Origin of the sequence: Burkholderia sp. AU38729, assembly GCF_020419725.1 — a bacterium.
GTDB lineage: Bacteria > Pseudomonadota > Gammaproteobacteria > Burkholderiales > Burkholderiaceae > Burkholderia.
In genome coordinates this window covers 38,630-55,307 of record NZ_JAIZQO010000001.1, presented here as the reverse complement: position 1 = coordinate 55,307, position 16,678 = coordinate 38,630, and the positions used below count along the sequence as shown (strand labels likewise).

The window sequence follows — 16,678 nt, the reverse complement described above, 5'->3', positions numbered from 1 at the left end:
AATCATGGCAAGAACGGCCCGGAACGTCGACATCCCGTCGCTCGGCGCGCTCGATCGCGCGGCCGGCGACCTGAGCCGCCAGCTCGCGCAGGCGCTGCGCGACGCGGTGCGGCGCGGCGACGTCCACCCGGGCGACGCGCTGCCGTCCACACGGCTGCTCGCCGCGTCGCTGCAGGTGGCGCGCGGCACCGTCGTCGACGCGTATGCGCAGCTCGTCGCCGAAGGCTTTCTCGAATCGCGCGGCGGCGCGGGCACGCGGGTCGCGAGCGCGCTCGCGCTCGCCGAGCCGCCGCCCGTCAACGCGCCCGAACCGCCTGCCCGGCACCGCCCGCCGGCACGTATCGGCCTGCCCGAGCCGGCCGCCACCTTCGCGCGGATCGCCGGCGAATTCCGCCCGCTGCCGGCCATGCCGTTCGCGATCTCGGTGCCGATCGGCCTCACCGCGCCCGACGACATCTGGCGCCGGCTCGGCAACCGCCTGCGCGCGCGCGGCGCCGGCGCGCCGTCCGGCTATGCCGATCCGCAAGGCGCGCTGCCGCTGCGCGAGGCGATCGCCGACTACGTGCGCCGCTCACGCTCGGTGCGCTGCCATGCCGACCAGGTCGTGATCACCAGCGGCACACAGCAGGGGCTGCATCTCGCGAGCCAGGTGCTGCTCGGCGCGGGCGATCAGGCATGGGTCGAGAATCCGGCCTATCGCGGCATCACCGCGCTGCTCGACAGCACCGGGCGGCGCGACGCGATGGTGCGGGTGCCGGTCGACGCCGACGGTATCGACGTCGACGCCGGCATCCGTCTCGCGCCGCATGCGCGGGTCGCGTTCGTCACGCCGTCGCACCAGTATCCGCTCGGCATGCCGCTCAGCATGGCGCGGCGCAATGCGCTGCTCGCCTGGGCCCGTGGGCAACGCGCGTGGGTAGTCGAGGACGATTACGACAGCGAGCTGCGCTACGAAGGCCACCCATTCCCATCGCTGCAAGGGCTCGACCCCGACCGCGTGATCTACCTCGGCACCTTCAGCAAGATCCTGTTTCCGTCGCTGCGGCTCGGCTACGTGATCGCGCCCGACGATCTCGTGCCCGCGTTCTGCGGCGCCCGCGTACTGATGGATCGTCATGTGCCGACCGCCGATCAGCACGTGCTGGCCGCGTTCATCGCGGAAGGCCACCTCGACCGCCACATCCGCCGCGTGCGCGGTGTGTATGCGGAACAGCGCGCGCTGCTGATCGACACCCTCGGTGCGCGGCTGCCGCGCGAACGCGCGTGGGTGCAGCCGGGCGATCAGGGCATGCACGTCGTGCTGTGGCTCGCGGAAGGGATCGACGACCTCGACGTGGTCGAGCGCGCCGCTAAAGCCGGCGTCGCGGTGCGCGCGGTGTCGCCGATGTTCGCGCCCGGTACCGCCCGCCCGGGCCTCGTGCTGGGCTTCGGCGGGTTCGGTCGCGCGCAGATGGAGGCGGCCGCGCAGCGGTTGGCGGAGGTGGTCGCAATGGCCGCCGACGGCGCCGTGCCACGCTGACCGGACGGCTTCGAGCGCGGGCGGCGCCGGCCGCGATTCGTCGGGAGAATCACGCCAGGCCGCGCCGTAAAAGGTTGTCGATGGGCAACAAACGTAATCGTCTGTAAATCCTGCAAGCAAACGGCCGTTTTGGCGGGCGTCGCACGTGTGCCGTTTGCTAGGATCGCGCCTCTTCCATCCGCGCTCCTGCCGCCTTGAATCGCTTCGTGCCGCTTCTCCGAGACGCGTGGCTCCGTTGCCGCGCCCGCGTCGTACCGTTCGCCGCCGTCTGCGGCGCGCGCCTCCGCGCGCTGGGCGCCGGCGCGCTGCATCGCCTGCGCCATCCGACGCGTCGCGGCGTCGCGCTGACGCTCGCCGCGATCCCGGTGCTGGGCCTGCTGGTGCTGCTCGCGTTCGTCCCGTTCACGCCGAGCATCGGCGACATCCGCAAGGCGCGCATCGACCGTCCCGCGCGCGTGCTGTCCGCCGACGGCCAGCTGATCGCCGAGTTCCGGCCCGTCAACCGCGAATGGGTGCCGCTCAAGCAGATCTCGCCGCACATGGTCGACGCGCTGATCGCGACCGAGGACCACCGTTTCTACGCGCATCACGGCATCGACGTGCGCCGCACGCTCGCGGCCGGGCTGCACACGTTCTCGGGCGACCGCCAGGGCGGCTCGACGATCACGCAGCAGCTCGCACGCAACCTGTATCCGGATGAAGTCGGCCGCGCGCCGACGCTCACGCGCAAGGTGAAGGAGCTGATCACGGCGTTCAAGATCGAGTCGGTGTACAGCAAGGACGAGATTCTCGAGACCTACCTGAACACCGTGCCGTTCCTGTACAACGCGTACGGCGTCGAAATGGCCGCGCGCACCTACTTCGGCAAGTCGGCCGACCAGCTCGACATCGTCGAAAGCGCGACGCTCGTCGGGATGCTGAAGGGCAACAGCTACTACAACCCGGTGCTGAACCCGGAGCGCGCGGCACAGCGACGCAACATCGTGCTCGACCGGATGGCGCGGATGCACATGCTGACGCCGCAGCAGCTCGCGAAACTGCAGCGCCAGCCGCTGCGCGTCGACTTCGAGCCGCAGTCGGGGCAGCCCGGCCTCGCCCCGCACTTCGCGGTGCAGTTGCGCAAATGGCTGATCGCGTGGGCCGATCGCAACAACTACGATCTGTACTCCGATGGACTCGTCGTGCGCACGACGCTCGATGCGCGGCTGCAGGACATGGCGACGCAGGCGCTGACGCGGCAGACCGAACGGCTGCAGGCGATCGCCGACAGCGCGTGGCGCGGCCCGTCCGGCTGCGGGCTGCGCAACGACCTGTTCCGCGGCTTCATCCGCCAGACGCCCGACTATCGGCAGGCGCGCGACACGGGGCTGACCGACGTCGTCGCGCTGAAGCGGCTCGGCGCCAATCGCGATTTCATGCGCGCGCTGTGCGAGCGCAAGACGCAGGTGCAGGCCGGCTTCGTCGCGATCGATCCGTGCAACGGCGCGATCCGTGCGTGGGTCGGCAGCCCGGATTTCGGCAGCGAGCCGTTCGATCACGTGTCGCAGGCGCGGCGCCAGCCCGGCTCGACGTTCAAGCCGTTCGTCTATGGCGCCGCGTTCGCGGACGGCATGCGGCCGGGCGATACGTTCGTCGACCGCCCCGTCGCGATCCCGATCGACGGGCGCGCGGTCTGGCGCCCGACCGATGCCGAGCCGCCGACCGATGAGCCGATGACGCTGCGCGATGCGCTCGCGCTGTCGCGCAACCGCATCACCGCGCAGGTGATGCAGCACGAAGGCGCCGCGAAGGTCGCGCAGCTCGCCCGTGCGATGGGCGTGCGCGAGAGCCCGCTCGACGCGGTGCCCTCGCTCGCGCTCGGCACGAGCCCCGTCACGCTGAAGGAGATGGTGTCCGCGTACGGCACGATCGCGAACCGTGGCGTCTACGTCGCGCCGCAGATGATCACGCGCATCGAGGACCGCGACGGCAAGGTGCTCGCCGTCTTCGGCAGCGCACCGCCCGAACGTGCGTTGCCCGAGCCCGCCGCGCAGACGCTGGTCGACGTGATGCGCGATGTCGTCGATCGCGGCACCGGCGCCGACATTCGTTCACGGTATGGCATTCGCGTCGACGTCGCCGGCAAGACGGGCACGACGCAGGACAACGCGGACGGCTGGTTCATCCTGATGCATCCGCAGCTCGTGGCCGGCGCGTGGGTCGGCTTCGACGACGGCAGCGTGACGCTGCGCAGCGACTACTGGGGCGCGGGCGCGCACAGCGCGCTGCCGATCGTCGGCAGTTTCTACGAGGCGGCGCTGCGCGCGAAGGCGATCGATCCGCACGCGCAGTTCTCGCCTGATTTCCGGCCGCGCAGCGCGCCGGCGCCGCGGCGGCGCACGCCGCATCCGGGCCTGTTCGACTGGCTGAAGTTCTTCCGCTGATCGGGGTGCCGGCGCACCACGCCGGCCTCCACGACAACGGCTTGGCCTATCGAAGCGTCGTCGTCGCTTGCCCGTCCGCGTACAGCCATACGGGCACGCCGTCGTCGCGCAAGGCGGCGACCGGTTCGCCCAGGCTCCAGCTCCGCGCGACCGCGACACGGCGGACGAACCACGGCATCAGCATCGCGTGTCCTGCGGCGGCGGCGCGATCGTCGTCGAACAGCGCATCGTCACCGATGCGCGTGTAACGCGCCGGATGCAGCACGGTGCCGTCCGCGCGAAGCACCGTCGCACGCACGTCGTTGCCGCCCTCTTCCTCCACACACGCCAGCCAGCCGTGATCGGCGCCCCAGAACAGGCCGGCCACGTCGTCGTAGCGCCCCTGCACGAGCGTCGCGCCCGTCTCGAGATCGCAGATCGCGAGCTGCACCGGCTCGCCCGGCAGGACACCGATCGCGTAACGCGTGAACAGCTCGCCCGGCACGGCTTCGTCATCGGGCAACCACGGCAGCGCGCCCATGTTGACGAAGTCGAACGGCGTCAGCACGCGGCCCTGCCCGTCGACGATCGCGCAACGCCCGTCGTCGCGCCGCACGATATGGCGGATCGCGCCGAGCTCGGTCAGCATGTCCGTCCGTTCGTCGTCGGTCAGCCTGGCGACTTCCGCATAATGCGGCTCGACGACGACGCGGCCTTTCGCGTCGACGAGGCCGACGTGACCGTTGCGCCGCGCGACGAAGGCGCCGCATTCGGACGACCATTCGAGCGCGTCCCACTCGGGCTGCGCGCGCCATTGCCCGTCGCGCCCGATCAACCCCCACCGTTCGCCTTCGGATACCGCCGCGACGGTGCCGTTCTCGAATTCATGCGTATCGTCGAAACGCGGCGGAATCGCCCACGCACCGCGCGTGTCGACGAAGCCCCAGCGGCCGTCCAGGCTCGCGGACGCGACTCCGCCCGTGAAATCGCCGAAATCGTCGAGCGACGGTTCGAGCACCCACGTGCCGTCCGTACGCACGAGCCCGAATCGCTCGCCGACACGCACGCAGGCGACATCGCCGCTGAAATCCCACACGGCGTCGAACGACGGTTCGCGCACGATCCGCATCTCGTCGCCGTCGCGGTCGACATCGCCATCGGCGAACAGCAGGCCGACCTTCCCGTCGCGTTCGGCCCACAGGAGCCGGTCGTCGCGCGCGCCGCTCGTCCACAGGTTCGTCCACTCGGGCGGCACGATCACGTGCCACGCATCGTGGGTTTCACGTCGCACACCCCACAGCCCGTTGCGTGCGCGAAAGCTGAACGTGCCGTAGCCGAGCCGGCCGCCGTGCACTTCGCCGCCATCGAACAGCTCGGCAAACGTCACGCCGCGCGGCGGCTCCTGACGAACGAAATAGTGATGCAACAGGCCGCCGAACCCGAAGCCCCACGCCCAGTCGCGCCAGTCGGGCGGCGACTCGATCTCGAGCGCATCGCGCACGCCGCGCACGTCGCGGAAATCCATGCAGTTCGCGACCTGCCACCACAGCCGCGTGCAGGTATCGCGCTCCTGGTCGATGTAGTCGTTCGGATCGCCGCCGTCGAGCCACGACAACTCGTCGAGATTCGCGGAAAACCGGGGTGCGCCGTGCGCGTTGCCGAGCGCATCGATCGATTCGCCGAGATGCCGGACGACCGCATCGAACTGGCGTGCGAGCGCCGGATCGTCGCCGGGCAGCGGATACGCGACGACGAACGACGCGAGCCGGCTGAGTCGCGCAAGCGCGGCGCGCGCGTCGCTGGTGAGATTCGGCGTGCCGGCATCGCCGAACACGCGCTGATCGGTGATCGCGTCGCCCGCGCCGCCGTCGGCGAGCAGCACGCGCCACAGCAGCGGAAAGTGATTGTTGGATTCCGCGAGCGCGATCGTTCGCGCGTCGTCGCCGTCACCGGCCTGGAGATACAGCCATGATCGATTGCCCATTGGAAGGGTCGCCCTCGTCTTTATTGTTGCTGTTGTCGTGTCGGCGCTCATTATAGGAGCGCGCGATGACGAAGACGGTTGCCCTGTAGAACGCCAGACGCCGGATTAGTCCACCCGGACGAAGCGGACTTGCCGCGCGCCGCGCACCATCGTCGTCATCGCTCAACGAGGGGGAGCCCGCATGACCCACGGTGCAGTCGCGATCGCGATCCTGCTGTACCGCTACGCGGAATTGCTCGACGCCGGCGGCCTGCCGGGCGTCGCGAAGCTGTTCCGGCACAACGAGTCGCCGGCCGGTTGAAGCACCGGCCGGCGTATGACGCCGCCGCGCTCAGCCAGCCGCGAGCGTGGCAGCCAGCACGTCGAACTCCGACGCCCACGCCGCACGCCACGCGGCCTTCGTCGCGTCGTCCACCCACGCGCCGTCGATCCCGTTCAGCATGAACTGCTTCAGCTCGGCCACGGTGAAGCCGAAATGGCTGAACATCAGCTCCCACGCCTCCGACGGATTGACCTTGTGCAGCGTCGGATCGTCGGTGTTCGGATGGATCTTCAGCCCGAGGCCCGGCATCTTGCGCATCGGGTGAAGTTCCGCCCACTGATCCGGCGGCAGCGTGCGCAGGTAGTACGAATTCGTCGGCACGACGGTGAAGACGATACCGCGCTCCGCATAGCGCGCGCACAGCTCCGGGTTGTCGACGATCGTATAGCCGTGATCGACGCGATCGACCTGCAACAGATCGACGGCCGTCTCGACGTTGCGCCACGGCATCCCGAACTCGCCCGCATGCGCGGTCGTGCGAAAACCCGCCGCGCGTGCATTGCGGTAAGCCTTCCAGAACAGCTCCGGCGGCCGGTCGTTCTCGCGATAGTCGATCCCGAGCCCCGCCACTTCATCCGCGCGGTTCGCCCTCATCCATTCGACGAGCGCCACCGCTTCGTCGGGATCCTGCTCGCGGTCGATGCTCGGAATCAGGCGCGCGCCGATCCCGAAGTCGCGTGCGGCGTCGCGAATCCCCGTCACGATCGCGGCCTGCGCATCCGCGTACGCGATACCCGACACGCGCACCGTACCCGTCGGATTCCAGAAGAATTCCGCATGCCGGACGTGGTGCGCGGCCGCATCCTCCAGATACTCGTACGCGATCCGCCGCAGGTCGTCGGGCTGCGTGAGCAGATACCGGTCGAGCGCGCGCAGCACGTGCAGCACGCCGACCGGCTTCTCGCCGCGCGCATAGAACGCGTCGATCTCCGCGCGCTCGATCGGCGCGCCGCTGCGTGCCGCGAGCGCGACGAACGTGTCGTGCCGCACCGCGCCGAGCAGGTGGCAATGCAGCTCGACCTTCGGCAGCGCGTGGAAGAAGGCCCGATGGGCCGGCGTGATCTCGATGCCCGTGCGCGCGGCCGGGACGTTACCTGGTGTTGCCTTCATTGCAGTCTCGTTTTGGGTAGTGCCGATGCGTCGCGAAAGCCGTCTCTCAGTGCGGCTTCACGACGGTCCAGAAGTAGTAGCCGAGCGGAAGCGCGAGCACGACGAGCCCCCACGACACGTCGCGCAAGCGGCCGGCCAGCAGCTTGACGAGCACGTAGCACAGCAGCCCGCCCGCGATGCCGGTGCCGAAGCTGTTCGACATCAGCGTGAGCAGCACCATCGACATCACGGGCAACGCATCGGTGAAGTCGTCGAAATGCGTATGGCGGATCGTCGCGAACATCGACAGCCCGATCAGGATCAGCGCCGGCGCGGTCGCCTCTTTCGGGATCGCGAGCGCGACCGGCACGAACAGCAGCATCGCGGCGAACAGCACGGCCGCCGCCAGCGACGACAGCCCGCTGCGGCCGCCGGCCTCGACGCCCGCCGCCGATTCGATCAGCGCGGTCAGCGCGGGAATGCCGAACACGGGCCCGAGCGTCGCCGCGAGCGAATCGACGAGGAACGGCCGGTTGATGTTCGGCAGGTTGCCCTGTTCGTCGAGCAGGTTCGCCTTCGCGCCGACCGCGAGCGCGGTGCCGAGCGTCGAGAAGAATTCCGCCGCGAAGAACGCGAACAGGTACGGCGCGGCCGCGAGGCTCAACGCGCTGCCGATGTCGAGCTTGAACGCGATCGGCGCGATGCTGTGCGGCAGCGACACGAACGACGCGGGCAGATGCGTGACGCCGAGCGGCACGCCGGCCGCGGCTGCCACGAGGATCGCGATCAGGATCGCGCCGGGCACCTTGCGCGCCTGCAGCACGATCGCGACCGCCAGGCCGATCAGCGCGACGAGCGCGCCCGGCCGCGAGAAATCGCCGAGCGCGAACGCGTTGGTCTTCGCGTTCGCGACGACCATCCCCGCGTTGCGCAGCCCGAGCATCGTGACGAACAGCCCGATCGACGCGCCGAGCCCGAGCTTGATCTGCACCGGAATCAGCCGCACCACGACGCCGCGCGCGCCGAGGATCGTCAGCAGGAAGAACAGCACGCCCGACACGCAGGCGATGCCGAGGCCCGTTTGCCAACCGACGTGCTCGGTCGTCGCGAGCGTCACGCCGATGATCACCGAGCCGCCGATGCCGGGGCCGACGAGGAACGGCAGGTTCGCGTAGAGCCCCATCAGCGTGGTGAACAGCACGAACACGATGATCGTCGCGGTCGTCGCCGCACCGCGCTCCATGCCGCCCGTCGCGAGCAGCGACGGGATCACGACGAGCAGGTACGCGGCCGCGAGAAACGACGTGACGCCCGCGATCGTCTCGGTGCGCACGCTCGTGCCGCGCGCGGCAAGCGCGAAGCGGCGTTCGAGCCAGTTGACCGGCGCGCGCGCCGGCATCGTGTCAGTCGCTGACATGGTGGTTCTCCTGTGATTCCGAATATTGTCCTGTGTCGATTCACGCAGCGCGGTCTTATACTGCCGCGTACCGCATCCCGACCGTTATTGCCCGATGTCGTCCGACCGCTCGTCGCTGCTGCCCGCGCTCACGCTGCGGCAGGTCCAGCACTTCGTCGTGCTCGCCCACGCACGCAGCTTCACGCAGGCCGCGCAGGCGCTGTCCCTTACGCAGCCCGCGCTCACCGCGTCGATCCGCCAGATCGAGTTCCTGCTCGGCGGGCGCCTGTTCGCGCGCTCCGCGCACCGGCTTACGTTGACGTCCGCGGGCGAAGCCGTGCTGCCGCTCGCCGAACGCCTGCTCAACCAGGCGCGCGGCACCTTCGACGACATGACGCGGCTCATCGGCGAACGCATCCAGACCGTGCGCATCGCGTTTATCCCGTCGGTCGCGGGCCGCCTGCTGCCCGCGCTCAATGCACTGCGCGACGCGCATCCGACGCTGCGCTTCACCCTCACCGACCTGCCGAACAGCGCGCTCGTCGAAGCCGTGCGCGACAGCGTCGCGGATCTCGGCATCGGCGTGCGCGAACCGGACAGCGACGACGGCACGCTGCGCTACCAGCAGCTCTTCGAGGACGAGATCGTGATCGTCGTGCGGCGTGACGATCCGCTTGCCCGCGCGAAGAGCGTCACGTGGGCCAGGCTCGTCGACCGCGAGCTCGCGGTGTTCGTGCGCGGCAGCGTCAGCGAATCGCTGCATCGCACCGGCGGCGCCGAGAAGCTGCGCCTGAACGTCACGTACCGGATGGAATACACCGAGCCGCTCTACGCGCTTGCGCGCAACGGCCTCGCGACCGCCGTGCTGCCGAGCCTTTACACGATGCATCTGCACGATCCCGAACTCGTCGCGCTGCGCGTCGACAAGCCGCGCGTCACGCGCGCGATCTCGCTGATCTCGCTCACCGGCGACGATCGCGGCCCGCACGTGCGGGCGTGCCGCGAGTGGATTGCGAAGCACATCTGAACGCCTTCAGGGCAGCTTCGCGATGCGCTCGACGAGCGTCGCGTAGAAGCGGTCCGCATCGACCTCGTTGATCCACGTCGCGTTCGCCGCACGGCCGCTGCGCCCGTTCCAGTCGACGACCGTCTCGCCGAGCGTCCACTGCCCGGTCGTCTCGACCATCACGTTCACCTTGCGTCCGCCGAACAACGTCGGATCGACGAGATAGCCGACCGCGGTCGGGTCGTACATCGGCGCGTCTTCGACGCCGCGCCGCTTCTTGTTGTACGCGAGCTCGGCCTCCATGATGTCCGCGACGATCGCGCCGCAGCGATTGCCAAGCGCGCGGAACGGCGCGACGCGTGCCGGCGTGATCGGCGCTTTCACCGCGACGTCGCGCGGCAGCACGACGATCGGCACGCCGCTGCCGAATACGACTTCGGCCGCCTGCGGATCGACGTAGAGGTTGAATTCGGCAGCCGGCGTGATGTTGCCGCGCTCGAAGAACGCGCCGCCCATCAGCACGATCTCGCGCAGCGCGCTGCGAATCTGCGGCGCTTCGACCAACGCGGTCGCGAGGTTCGTCAGCGGGCCGAGCGCGCACAGCGTCACGCTGCCCGGCGCCGCGCGGCTCAGCGTATCGACGAGATAAGCCACCGCGTGACCGGCGGCAAGCGGTGCGCGCGGCTCGTGCAACTCGACGCCTTCGAGCCCGGTCTTGCCATGCACGTTCGCCGCCGTCACGAGGTCGCGCACGAGCGGACGCGGGCAGCCTGCATAGACGGGCAGCGTCTTCGTGCGGCCGGCCCAGTCGCGAATGATCCGCGCATTGCGTTCGGTCAGGTCGAGCGGCACGTTGCCGGCGACGGCGGTCAGCGCGCGCACGTCGAGCCTATCGTGCGCGCCCAGCGCGAACAGGATCGCGATGGCGTCGTCCTGCCCCGGGTCGGTATCGATGACCACCGTGCGGCGCGCGGCGTCGCCGCCGGCCGCGAACGCGCCCGTTTCAGGCAGCAGCGCGGTGCCGGCCAGCGCGGCGGACAGTTTCAGGAAGGTGCGGCGGGAGGCGATCGGATGGGTCATGGTCGGGCGCTCAGAAAACATGCCGGACGCCGAGCGTCGCCATCATCTGGCGTGTGCCGGTCGACCGTGCGTACGCGAAGATCTGCGCATGGTCCGCGTCGCCGGCCGCCTGCTGCGCGATCACCGTCAGCGCGACGTCGGTGCGTTTCGACAGGAAGTAATCGGCCTGCAGGTTCACCTGGTGCCATCTCGGCCGCTTGTCGATCACGTCGTACTTGCCGTTCGTGAACGCATACGCGGCGCCGAGGAAGAGTTGCGGCGTCATCGTGTAGACGACGTTCACGCCGAGGTTCTGCAGGTGCAGGTGCGAATTGTCGAGGTAATCGTAGCGCACGTCGGTCAACATCGCCGCGAACTGCGCGCGGCCGATCGTGTAGAAGCCGCCCGTGCCCGCGATCCGCTGCCGGCTCGCGTAAGCCGCCGGCGACATCGCGCTCTTGCTGAAAATCAGCAGCGGCGACGCATAGTCGTTCGCGATCGCGCCGTCCTGGTTCGTCGCACTGTACGGATGGTTGTACTGCGCGTAGACCACGCTCCAGCGCAGCGGGCCCTGCTCGTAGCCGAGCCCGAAGCTGTACGCGCTGTTGTTCGCGAAGCCGGTCGCGTTGCTGAACCCGTACAGCGCGGTGAATTTCAGGCCGTAGTAGACGGGGCTCACGTACTTCACCGAGTTCTGCACGCGGATGTCGTTGTAGCCGTTGTCGTTGTCGCCGATGTTCACGCCGTTGCTCGCGATGATCACCGGCCCGATGTAGTCGTGGATCGCGTCGTACTGGCGGCCGAACGTCAGCGCGCCGTAGGTGCGGTCGGCCAGGCCGACGTAGGCCATCCGCCCGAACTCGCGGCCGTTCTGCGCGGCCGTGCCGGTCATCACGTTGAAGCCGTTCTCCAGCTGGAAGACCGCGGACAGCCCCTGCCCGAGATCCTCCTTGCCCTTCAGCCCCCAGCGCGGGTTCTGGTTCGTGCCGGACAGCGCCTGCCAGGCGTTCTTGCCGCCCTGGTTGGTCGCGAACCCGACACCGGCCGAGATGAGACCGTACAGCGTGATGCTGCTTTGCGCACCGGCATGCGTCGCGAAGGCGCCGAGCATCGCGAGCGGAGCGAGCTTGTAGAGAGTTTTCATCGGGTCGTGTGATCGGTGGTGGTCCAGGCGCGGCAGGGTTCCGCGAAACTGGCCTCGACTATACGAACCCGGATCGGATAATAAAAGTTTGCTTTTATTATGGTTCAATAAAACGGATTTATTCTCATCCGCATCGCTCCCGTGCCCGCCTCGCCGGCCATCAGTCCGCCGTGTCGCCGCCCTTCGGCAGCTTCGACCATGCCTTGCGCCCCGGCAACGGCGACCACGCCGGCCGCGTCTTGCGTGCGCTGTCGATCACGACCAGGTAGCGGCCCGCGATCGGCGTGATGTCGCGATCGCGGCGCAGCACCCACAGCGACTTGCCGGCCTCGACGCGTGCCTGGTAGTCGTCGTCGAGCAGGCCGTGCCGGTCGAAGAACGTATTCAGCGACGCGGGAATGCGCACGCATCCTTTCGAGTGCCGGATGCCGAGCAGCGCTTCGAGGCGATCGGGATCGGTCGCATGCATCTGGAAGCGCATCGGCGACACGCCGCCCTTGCCCCACCCGCGCTCGCCGTCCACCCAGCCGAAGTCGTAGATGCGCATGTCGCGGTGCCCATAGCCGCGAATGCCGTTCTCGTTCGTCGTGCCTTCCGCGCGGAAATCCATGTTGTCCGGCGAGTGATGGAACACGCCGAGCGGCGTCAGGAAATGGTCGTACGTGCCCGGCAGCCCGGTGCCGACCGGCGATGCGCCGATCATCATCCACGCGTTGGCCGGCGTCGCGCGGAAGTAGATGAACAGCGCCTGGACGTTCGGCGCGCGGTCGACCATCGCGATGTATTCGCCGGCCAGGTCGCCGAGGTCCGCATCGACGAGCGCCTTCTGGAGACGCTCGCCGTACGCGCGTTGCTCGTTTGCCGGTACGTTCAGGCGCCGCGTGACCTCCTGCGTGAAGCGCTTGCGCATGTCGATCGCGCGCGCCGTCGCATTTTTTGCCTCTTCGGCCGACAGGGGCGGATGCTGGCGCGGCGGTGTCGGTGCGGGTGCCTCGGCCTCGCTGGCGGGCGCAGCGGAAGCGGCCGATGCAGGTGCGGCGGTGGAAGCTGCGGATGCGCCCGATGCACTCGATGCCGGGCTGGCAGGCTCCACGGGATGCGCGTGTGATGCGGCAGGCGCGGGCTTGGCCGCCGACGCACCCGACGATGCATGCGCCGCCGAAGCGGGATGCACTCGGGAAGCTGCCGACGCGGGTGACTCGACTGATGAGGATGACGTAGCGACGGGCGCCGATACGTCGGACGCCGCAAAGGCAGGCCGCTCGACGAACACGGAGATCGACAGTGCCGCGGCGATTCCAATACACGCCGTGGCGACACGGGCAAGACAACGCGGCTTCGCAAATCGCCGCGTGAAGCTGAAAGGCATCATACGTTCGAAGCCATCGGCCGATCCGGCCGCCGCATGCTGCTGTTGCGGGCGGCGCATCTTCCGCGCGAGCCATCGACACGTCCGGCGCATCGTGTGCGCCCGGCGCCGACGCCTCTTCGCGGCGGAGCCGTTCGCTATTGCAACGCGGTCGGTCCGATGGCGGCTAATGAGTCGTCAGGCCCTTCATTTTACGCGTCCCGGCAAGAATCGGCATGGGCGAACGTCGTGGTTTTGCGCTTCGTCACGCTTTGTTTCAACTCGTTGCCGCTTGCTTGTTCGTTACGTGGCAGTCTGATTTATTGGGCGTTCGCGATCTAGACAGAAAGCGGTGTGATTCGCCACGGCACGACTGGGTCTTCAAATCAATTCGGATGCCAGATCACTCCCGATACGCGGTACATGCCGTATGCGCGATGCAATCGCCATCGCACGCACCATGCTGCATGCGTGCGCAACCCCCGTTTACTTCGAAATGGTTTCGAGCGCGATGCCCTTCGTGCGCGGCCCCATGAACCCGATCGCGGCCATCACCATCACCATCGCGCCCGCGATGAACGCGAACACGCCGAACGTGCCGAATCCCTTCAGCACCGCCGCGATCACGAACGACGAGAAGATCGCCGAGAAGCGGCTCCACGAATAGACGAAGCCAACGGCCCGTGCGCGGATCGACGTCGGGAACAGCTCGGCCTGATACGCGTGGAAGCTGTACGACATGATGTTGCTGGCGAGCGTGAGGCCGATGCCGAGCACGATCAGGAATGCGCCCACCGTCGTCTGGCTGAACAGCAGGCCGCAGACGACGATCGCCGCAGCCATCGCAACGATCACCGACTTGCGCTCGAAGCGGTCGGCGATCACGAGGCCGATCAGCGGGCCGATCGGCGCGGCGAGCGCGATCACGCTCGAATACATCAGGCTCGACGTGATCGTGATGCCCTGCTTGATCAGCAGCGTCGGCACCCAGTTCGCGAAGCCGTAGAAGCCGACCGTCTGGAACACGTTGAAGATCGTCATCATGATCGTGCGGCTGCGATACGGCTGCACCCACATGTCGCGGAAGCTGCCGCGCGGCGGCACGGGCTCGGCAGGCGCGGGCGGCGGCAGCGGCCGGCCGTATTCGGCTTCGACCTTCGCCTCGAGCGCACGCATGATGCGATCGGCTTCTTCGACCCGGCCCTGCTGCGCGAGCCAGCGCGGGCTTTCCGGCAGTTCGCGGCGAATCCACCATACGAACAGCGCGCCGTGTGCACCGATCAGCACGACCCAGCGCCAGCCGTCGAGGCCGAACGGGGCGTGCGGCACGAGCAGGTACGCGAGGAACGCGACCACCGGCACCGCGACGAACCCGACCGCCTGCTCGCAAGCGAATGCACGGCCGCGGATCTGTTTCGGCACGAGTTCGGAGATGTACGTGCCGATCGTCACCATCTCGACGCCGAGGCCGAGACCGACGACGAAGCGCCAGAAGTTCAGCCCGGCGGCCGTGTCCTGGAACGCCATCACGACGTTGGCGGCCGTGTACCACAGCAGCGACCAGGTGAAGATCGCGCGGCGGCCGAAACGGTCGGCGAGGAAGCCGCACGCGATCGTGCCGATGAAGAGCCCGGAGAACAGCGCGGCGATGAAGCTCGCGACGCCCGTGGTGCCGAACAGGCCGTGCGTCGTCGCGGACAGGATTCCGCTTTTCACGAGGCCGGGGGCCACGTAGCCGCTATAGAGCAGGTCGTAGAGCTCGAAGAAGAAGCCGAGGCTCAGCAGGACGACGAGCTTCCAGACGGTGCGGGTGGGCGGCAGGCGGTCGAGACGGGCCGAGATGGAGCCGGGGTCGATCGCCGCGACGCGGGTGGCGCCCGCTGCGGCGAGCGGGTCGGGCTGGGTGGATGCCATGGTGGCAAGTCTCCGGATTCTTGATTGTCTTGGCGCTACCAGAGGGGCGTTGGCGAGCGGCTTCGCGCATTTTAGCGAGGCGAGCGGCGGAACACATCAGTCATCTGACGCGCGGTCGCGCGCCGCAACGCATAGGAGCAGCCTTGATCAAGCCGAGCCTATCCGAACCTTTGTGTGTGAGGCATAAACTGATGGCCAAGGAGCCACTTTATGCCACGCAAACGCAAGGAAGAAGTGACGATTGAACCGGGCAAGGGCTTGAACCTGGACCCGGAACTAATCAAGCAACTGGTGCCCGGAACGCTGGACCGGTGCGACGTCCACCATCGGGACGTTCAGTTCAGAAACGACAGCACCAAATCTTTCGCTCATCAGGTAATGAAAACCCAAGTCTGCGCGGACATCAAAATCGTACCGGTCGTCTTTAGTGATTGAAGACGACACCATCCGAAAATTTTTCGTGCGCCTTCCCGCGCGACGGGTTTGCATACGAGGGGAAGTATCCGACGCCTACACTCGTGGTGTCCTGATAGTACTTGTCGTACAGTGCGCCATTCAGCATGCCGATCGGACATCCCGGATCTGCTCTTTGAGACAGAACGTAATACTTCACGGCAGACAGTTCCTCGCCCGGCAAATCCAACTATCGCTAATCCCAAGCATCAGCAGATACACATACCGCGTCGCGCCGCCCTCGCTGCTTTCATAAACAAGTTGGCCGCCTTCCCAGCCGAACATCGTCCGCACACCATCAACGTCCTTGCCGATCCTGTGCCCGAAGGCACAGTAAAAATGCCGGGGCCCATGCGGCCGCGCAGTCTCGTCGACACGCGCGATTCAACTCAACATCCCTGCCAATGGCCGTACTTAATGAATTAGCAACAACGGTTCACGTAAATTGAAAGGTAATAATACCCTGCGCACTTGGCCTGCTTTTCGTTTGAAATTCGTTGCTTATGAACGTGTACACCACACCATCTGAAAAAATCCCAGGCTCCTCATCAAACACGACATCAAAATCATCTCCATTTATTGCAAAAATACATTCATGTCCCTCAACATCCTCTTTATCTTGTAGCCACGCAGGAATTCCGTATATCTTTGATTCGAAATTCTTATTTGAATCAACCTCATTGACGACACTCAAATCAACCCTCTTTGCTTGAGAGGTCAGATCAGAATATTCATTCCTCTCCACGCCACCATTATCATGAAAAATCACAACAGAATGATTGTCGCCATCCGCAGTCAATTCCTCCCAATGTCGAAACGGATCATCCGTGAAAAATGGCGTGAACATTGATATCCACCCATTCATCGATTCATTTATCCACTCAGCAGGAATCGTCAAAAGATGGAGGAGATTATTGCCACTTCCGTCCTTTGGCCAAGGATAACCAATGGGCAACAGACACCCTCCGCCAGCATGAGCTTTATCAAGGCCGACAACATCACTAGAGAAAATGATTTTCTTAATCATGAAATTTCCCTTAAT

Annotated in this window: 12 protein-coding genes; 4 read left to right on the top strand and 8 right to left on the bottom strand. The window is 67.0% G+C overall.

Annotated elements, in window-relative coordinates:
* Positions 1–4 precede the first annotated feature (4 nt).
* Together LGM56_RS00195 and LGM56_RS00190 are read left to right on the top strand one after the other, a co-directional pair.
* Entirely contained in the window at positions 5–1,519 is a 1,515-nt protein-coding gene (locus tag LGM56_RS00195) for a PLP-dependent aminotransferase family protein (RefSeq protein WP_226202090.1), read from the top strand.
* Positions 1,520–1,713: 194 nt separating this feature from the next.
* Positions 1,714–3,942, top strand: a complete 2,229-nt coding sequence (locus tag LGM56_RS00190) for a penicillin-binding protein 1A (protein ID WP_226202088.1) — start codon at positions 1,714–1,716, stop codon at positions 3,940–3,942.
* Between the two features lie 46 nt (positions 3,943–3,988).
* Here LGM56_RS00190 and LGM56_RS00185 read toward each other — a convergent pair whose 3' ends face one another.
* From LGM56_RS00185 to LGM56_RS00175, 3 genes are all read right to left on the bottom strand, one after another.
* Positions 3,989–5,905, bottom strand: a complete 1,917-nt coding sequence (locus LGM56_RS00185; RefSeq protein WP_226202086.1) for a WG repeat-containing protein — start codon at positions 5,903–5,905, stop codon at positions 3,989–3,991.
* A gap of 331 nt (positions 5,906–6,236) precedes the next feature.
* Positions 6,237–7,337 carry an adenosine deaminase gene (gene add, locus LGM56_RS00180; RefSeq protein ID WP_226202084.1) on the bottom strand — a complete coding sequence of 367 codons (1,101 nt, stop codon included), beginning with the start codon at positions 7,335–7,337 and terminating at the stop codon, positions 6,237–6,239.
* Positions 7,338–7,383: 46 nt separating this feature from the next.
* Complete coding sequence (locus LGM56_RS00175) at positions 7,384–8,733, bottom strand: NCS2 family permease (protein ID WP_226202082.1); 1,350 nt, start codon at positions 8,731–8,733, stop codon at positions 7,384–7,386.
* 94 nt (positions 8,734–8,827) lie between these two features.
* On the opposite strand from LGM56_RS00175, the gene LGM56_RS00170 reads away from it, so the two are divergent.
* Positions 8,828–9,739, top strand: a complete 912-nt coding sequence (locus LGM56_RS00170) for a LysR family transcriptional regulator (protein WP_226202080.1) — start codon at positions 8,828–8,830, stop codon at positions 9,737–9,739.
* A gap of 6 nt (positions 9,740–9,745) precedes the next feature.
* On the opposite strand, the gene LGM56_RS00165 is transcribed toward LGM56_RS00170, so the two are convergent.
* The 4 genes from LGM56_RS00165 to LGM56_RS00150 form a co-directional block, all read right to left on the bottom strand.
* Positions 9,746–10,798: a nucleoside hydrolase gene (locus LGM56_RS00165; RefSeq protein ID WP_226202078.1), complete on the bottom strand. Its 1,053-nt coding sequence runs from the start codon at positions 10,796–10,798 to the stop codon at positions 9,746–9,748.
* Positions 10,799–10,808: 10 nt separating this feature from the next.
* Complete coding sequence (locus tag LGM56_RS00160) at positions 10,809–11,921, bottom strand: porin (protein ID WP_226202076.1); 1,113 nt, start codon at positions 11,919–11,921, stop codon at positions 10,809–10,811.
* Between the two features lie 160 nt (positions 11,922–12,081).
* Entirely contained in the window at positions 12,082–13,383 is a 1,302-nt protein-coding gene (locus LGM56_RS00155; RefSeq protein ID WP_226202074.1) for a hypothetical protein, read from the bottom strand.
* A 372-nt stretch (positions 13,384–13,755) separates the two neighbouring features.
* Positions 13,756–15,183, bottom strand: coding sequence for an MFS transporter (locus LGM56_RS00150; RefSeq protein ID WP_226202072.1), 1,428 nt, complete (start codon positions 15,181–15,183; stop codon positions 13,756–13,758).
* 210 nt (positions 15,184–15,393) lie between these two features.
* Here LGM56_RS00150 and LGM56_RS00145 point away from each other — a divergent pair, with 210 nt between their 5' ends.
* Entirely contained in the window at positions 15,394–15,618 is a 225-nt protein-coding gene (locus tag LGM56_RS00145; protein ID WP_226203259.1) for a hypothetical protein, read from the top strand.
* Positions 15,619–16,072: 454 nt separating this feature from the next.
* Here LGM56_RS00145 and LGM56_RS00140 read toward each other — a convergent pair whose 3' ends face one another.
* Positions 16,073–16,663 (bottom strand): hypothetical protein, encoded by a 591-nt coding sequence (locus LGM56_RS00140; protein WP_226202070.1) that lies wholly within the window; start codon positions 16,661–16,663, stop codon positions 16,073–16,075.
* Positions 16,664–16,678 lie beyond the last annotated feature (15 nt).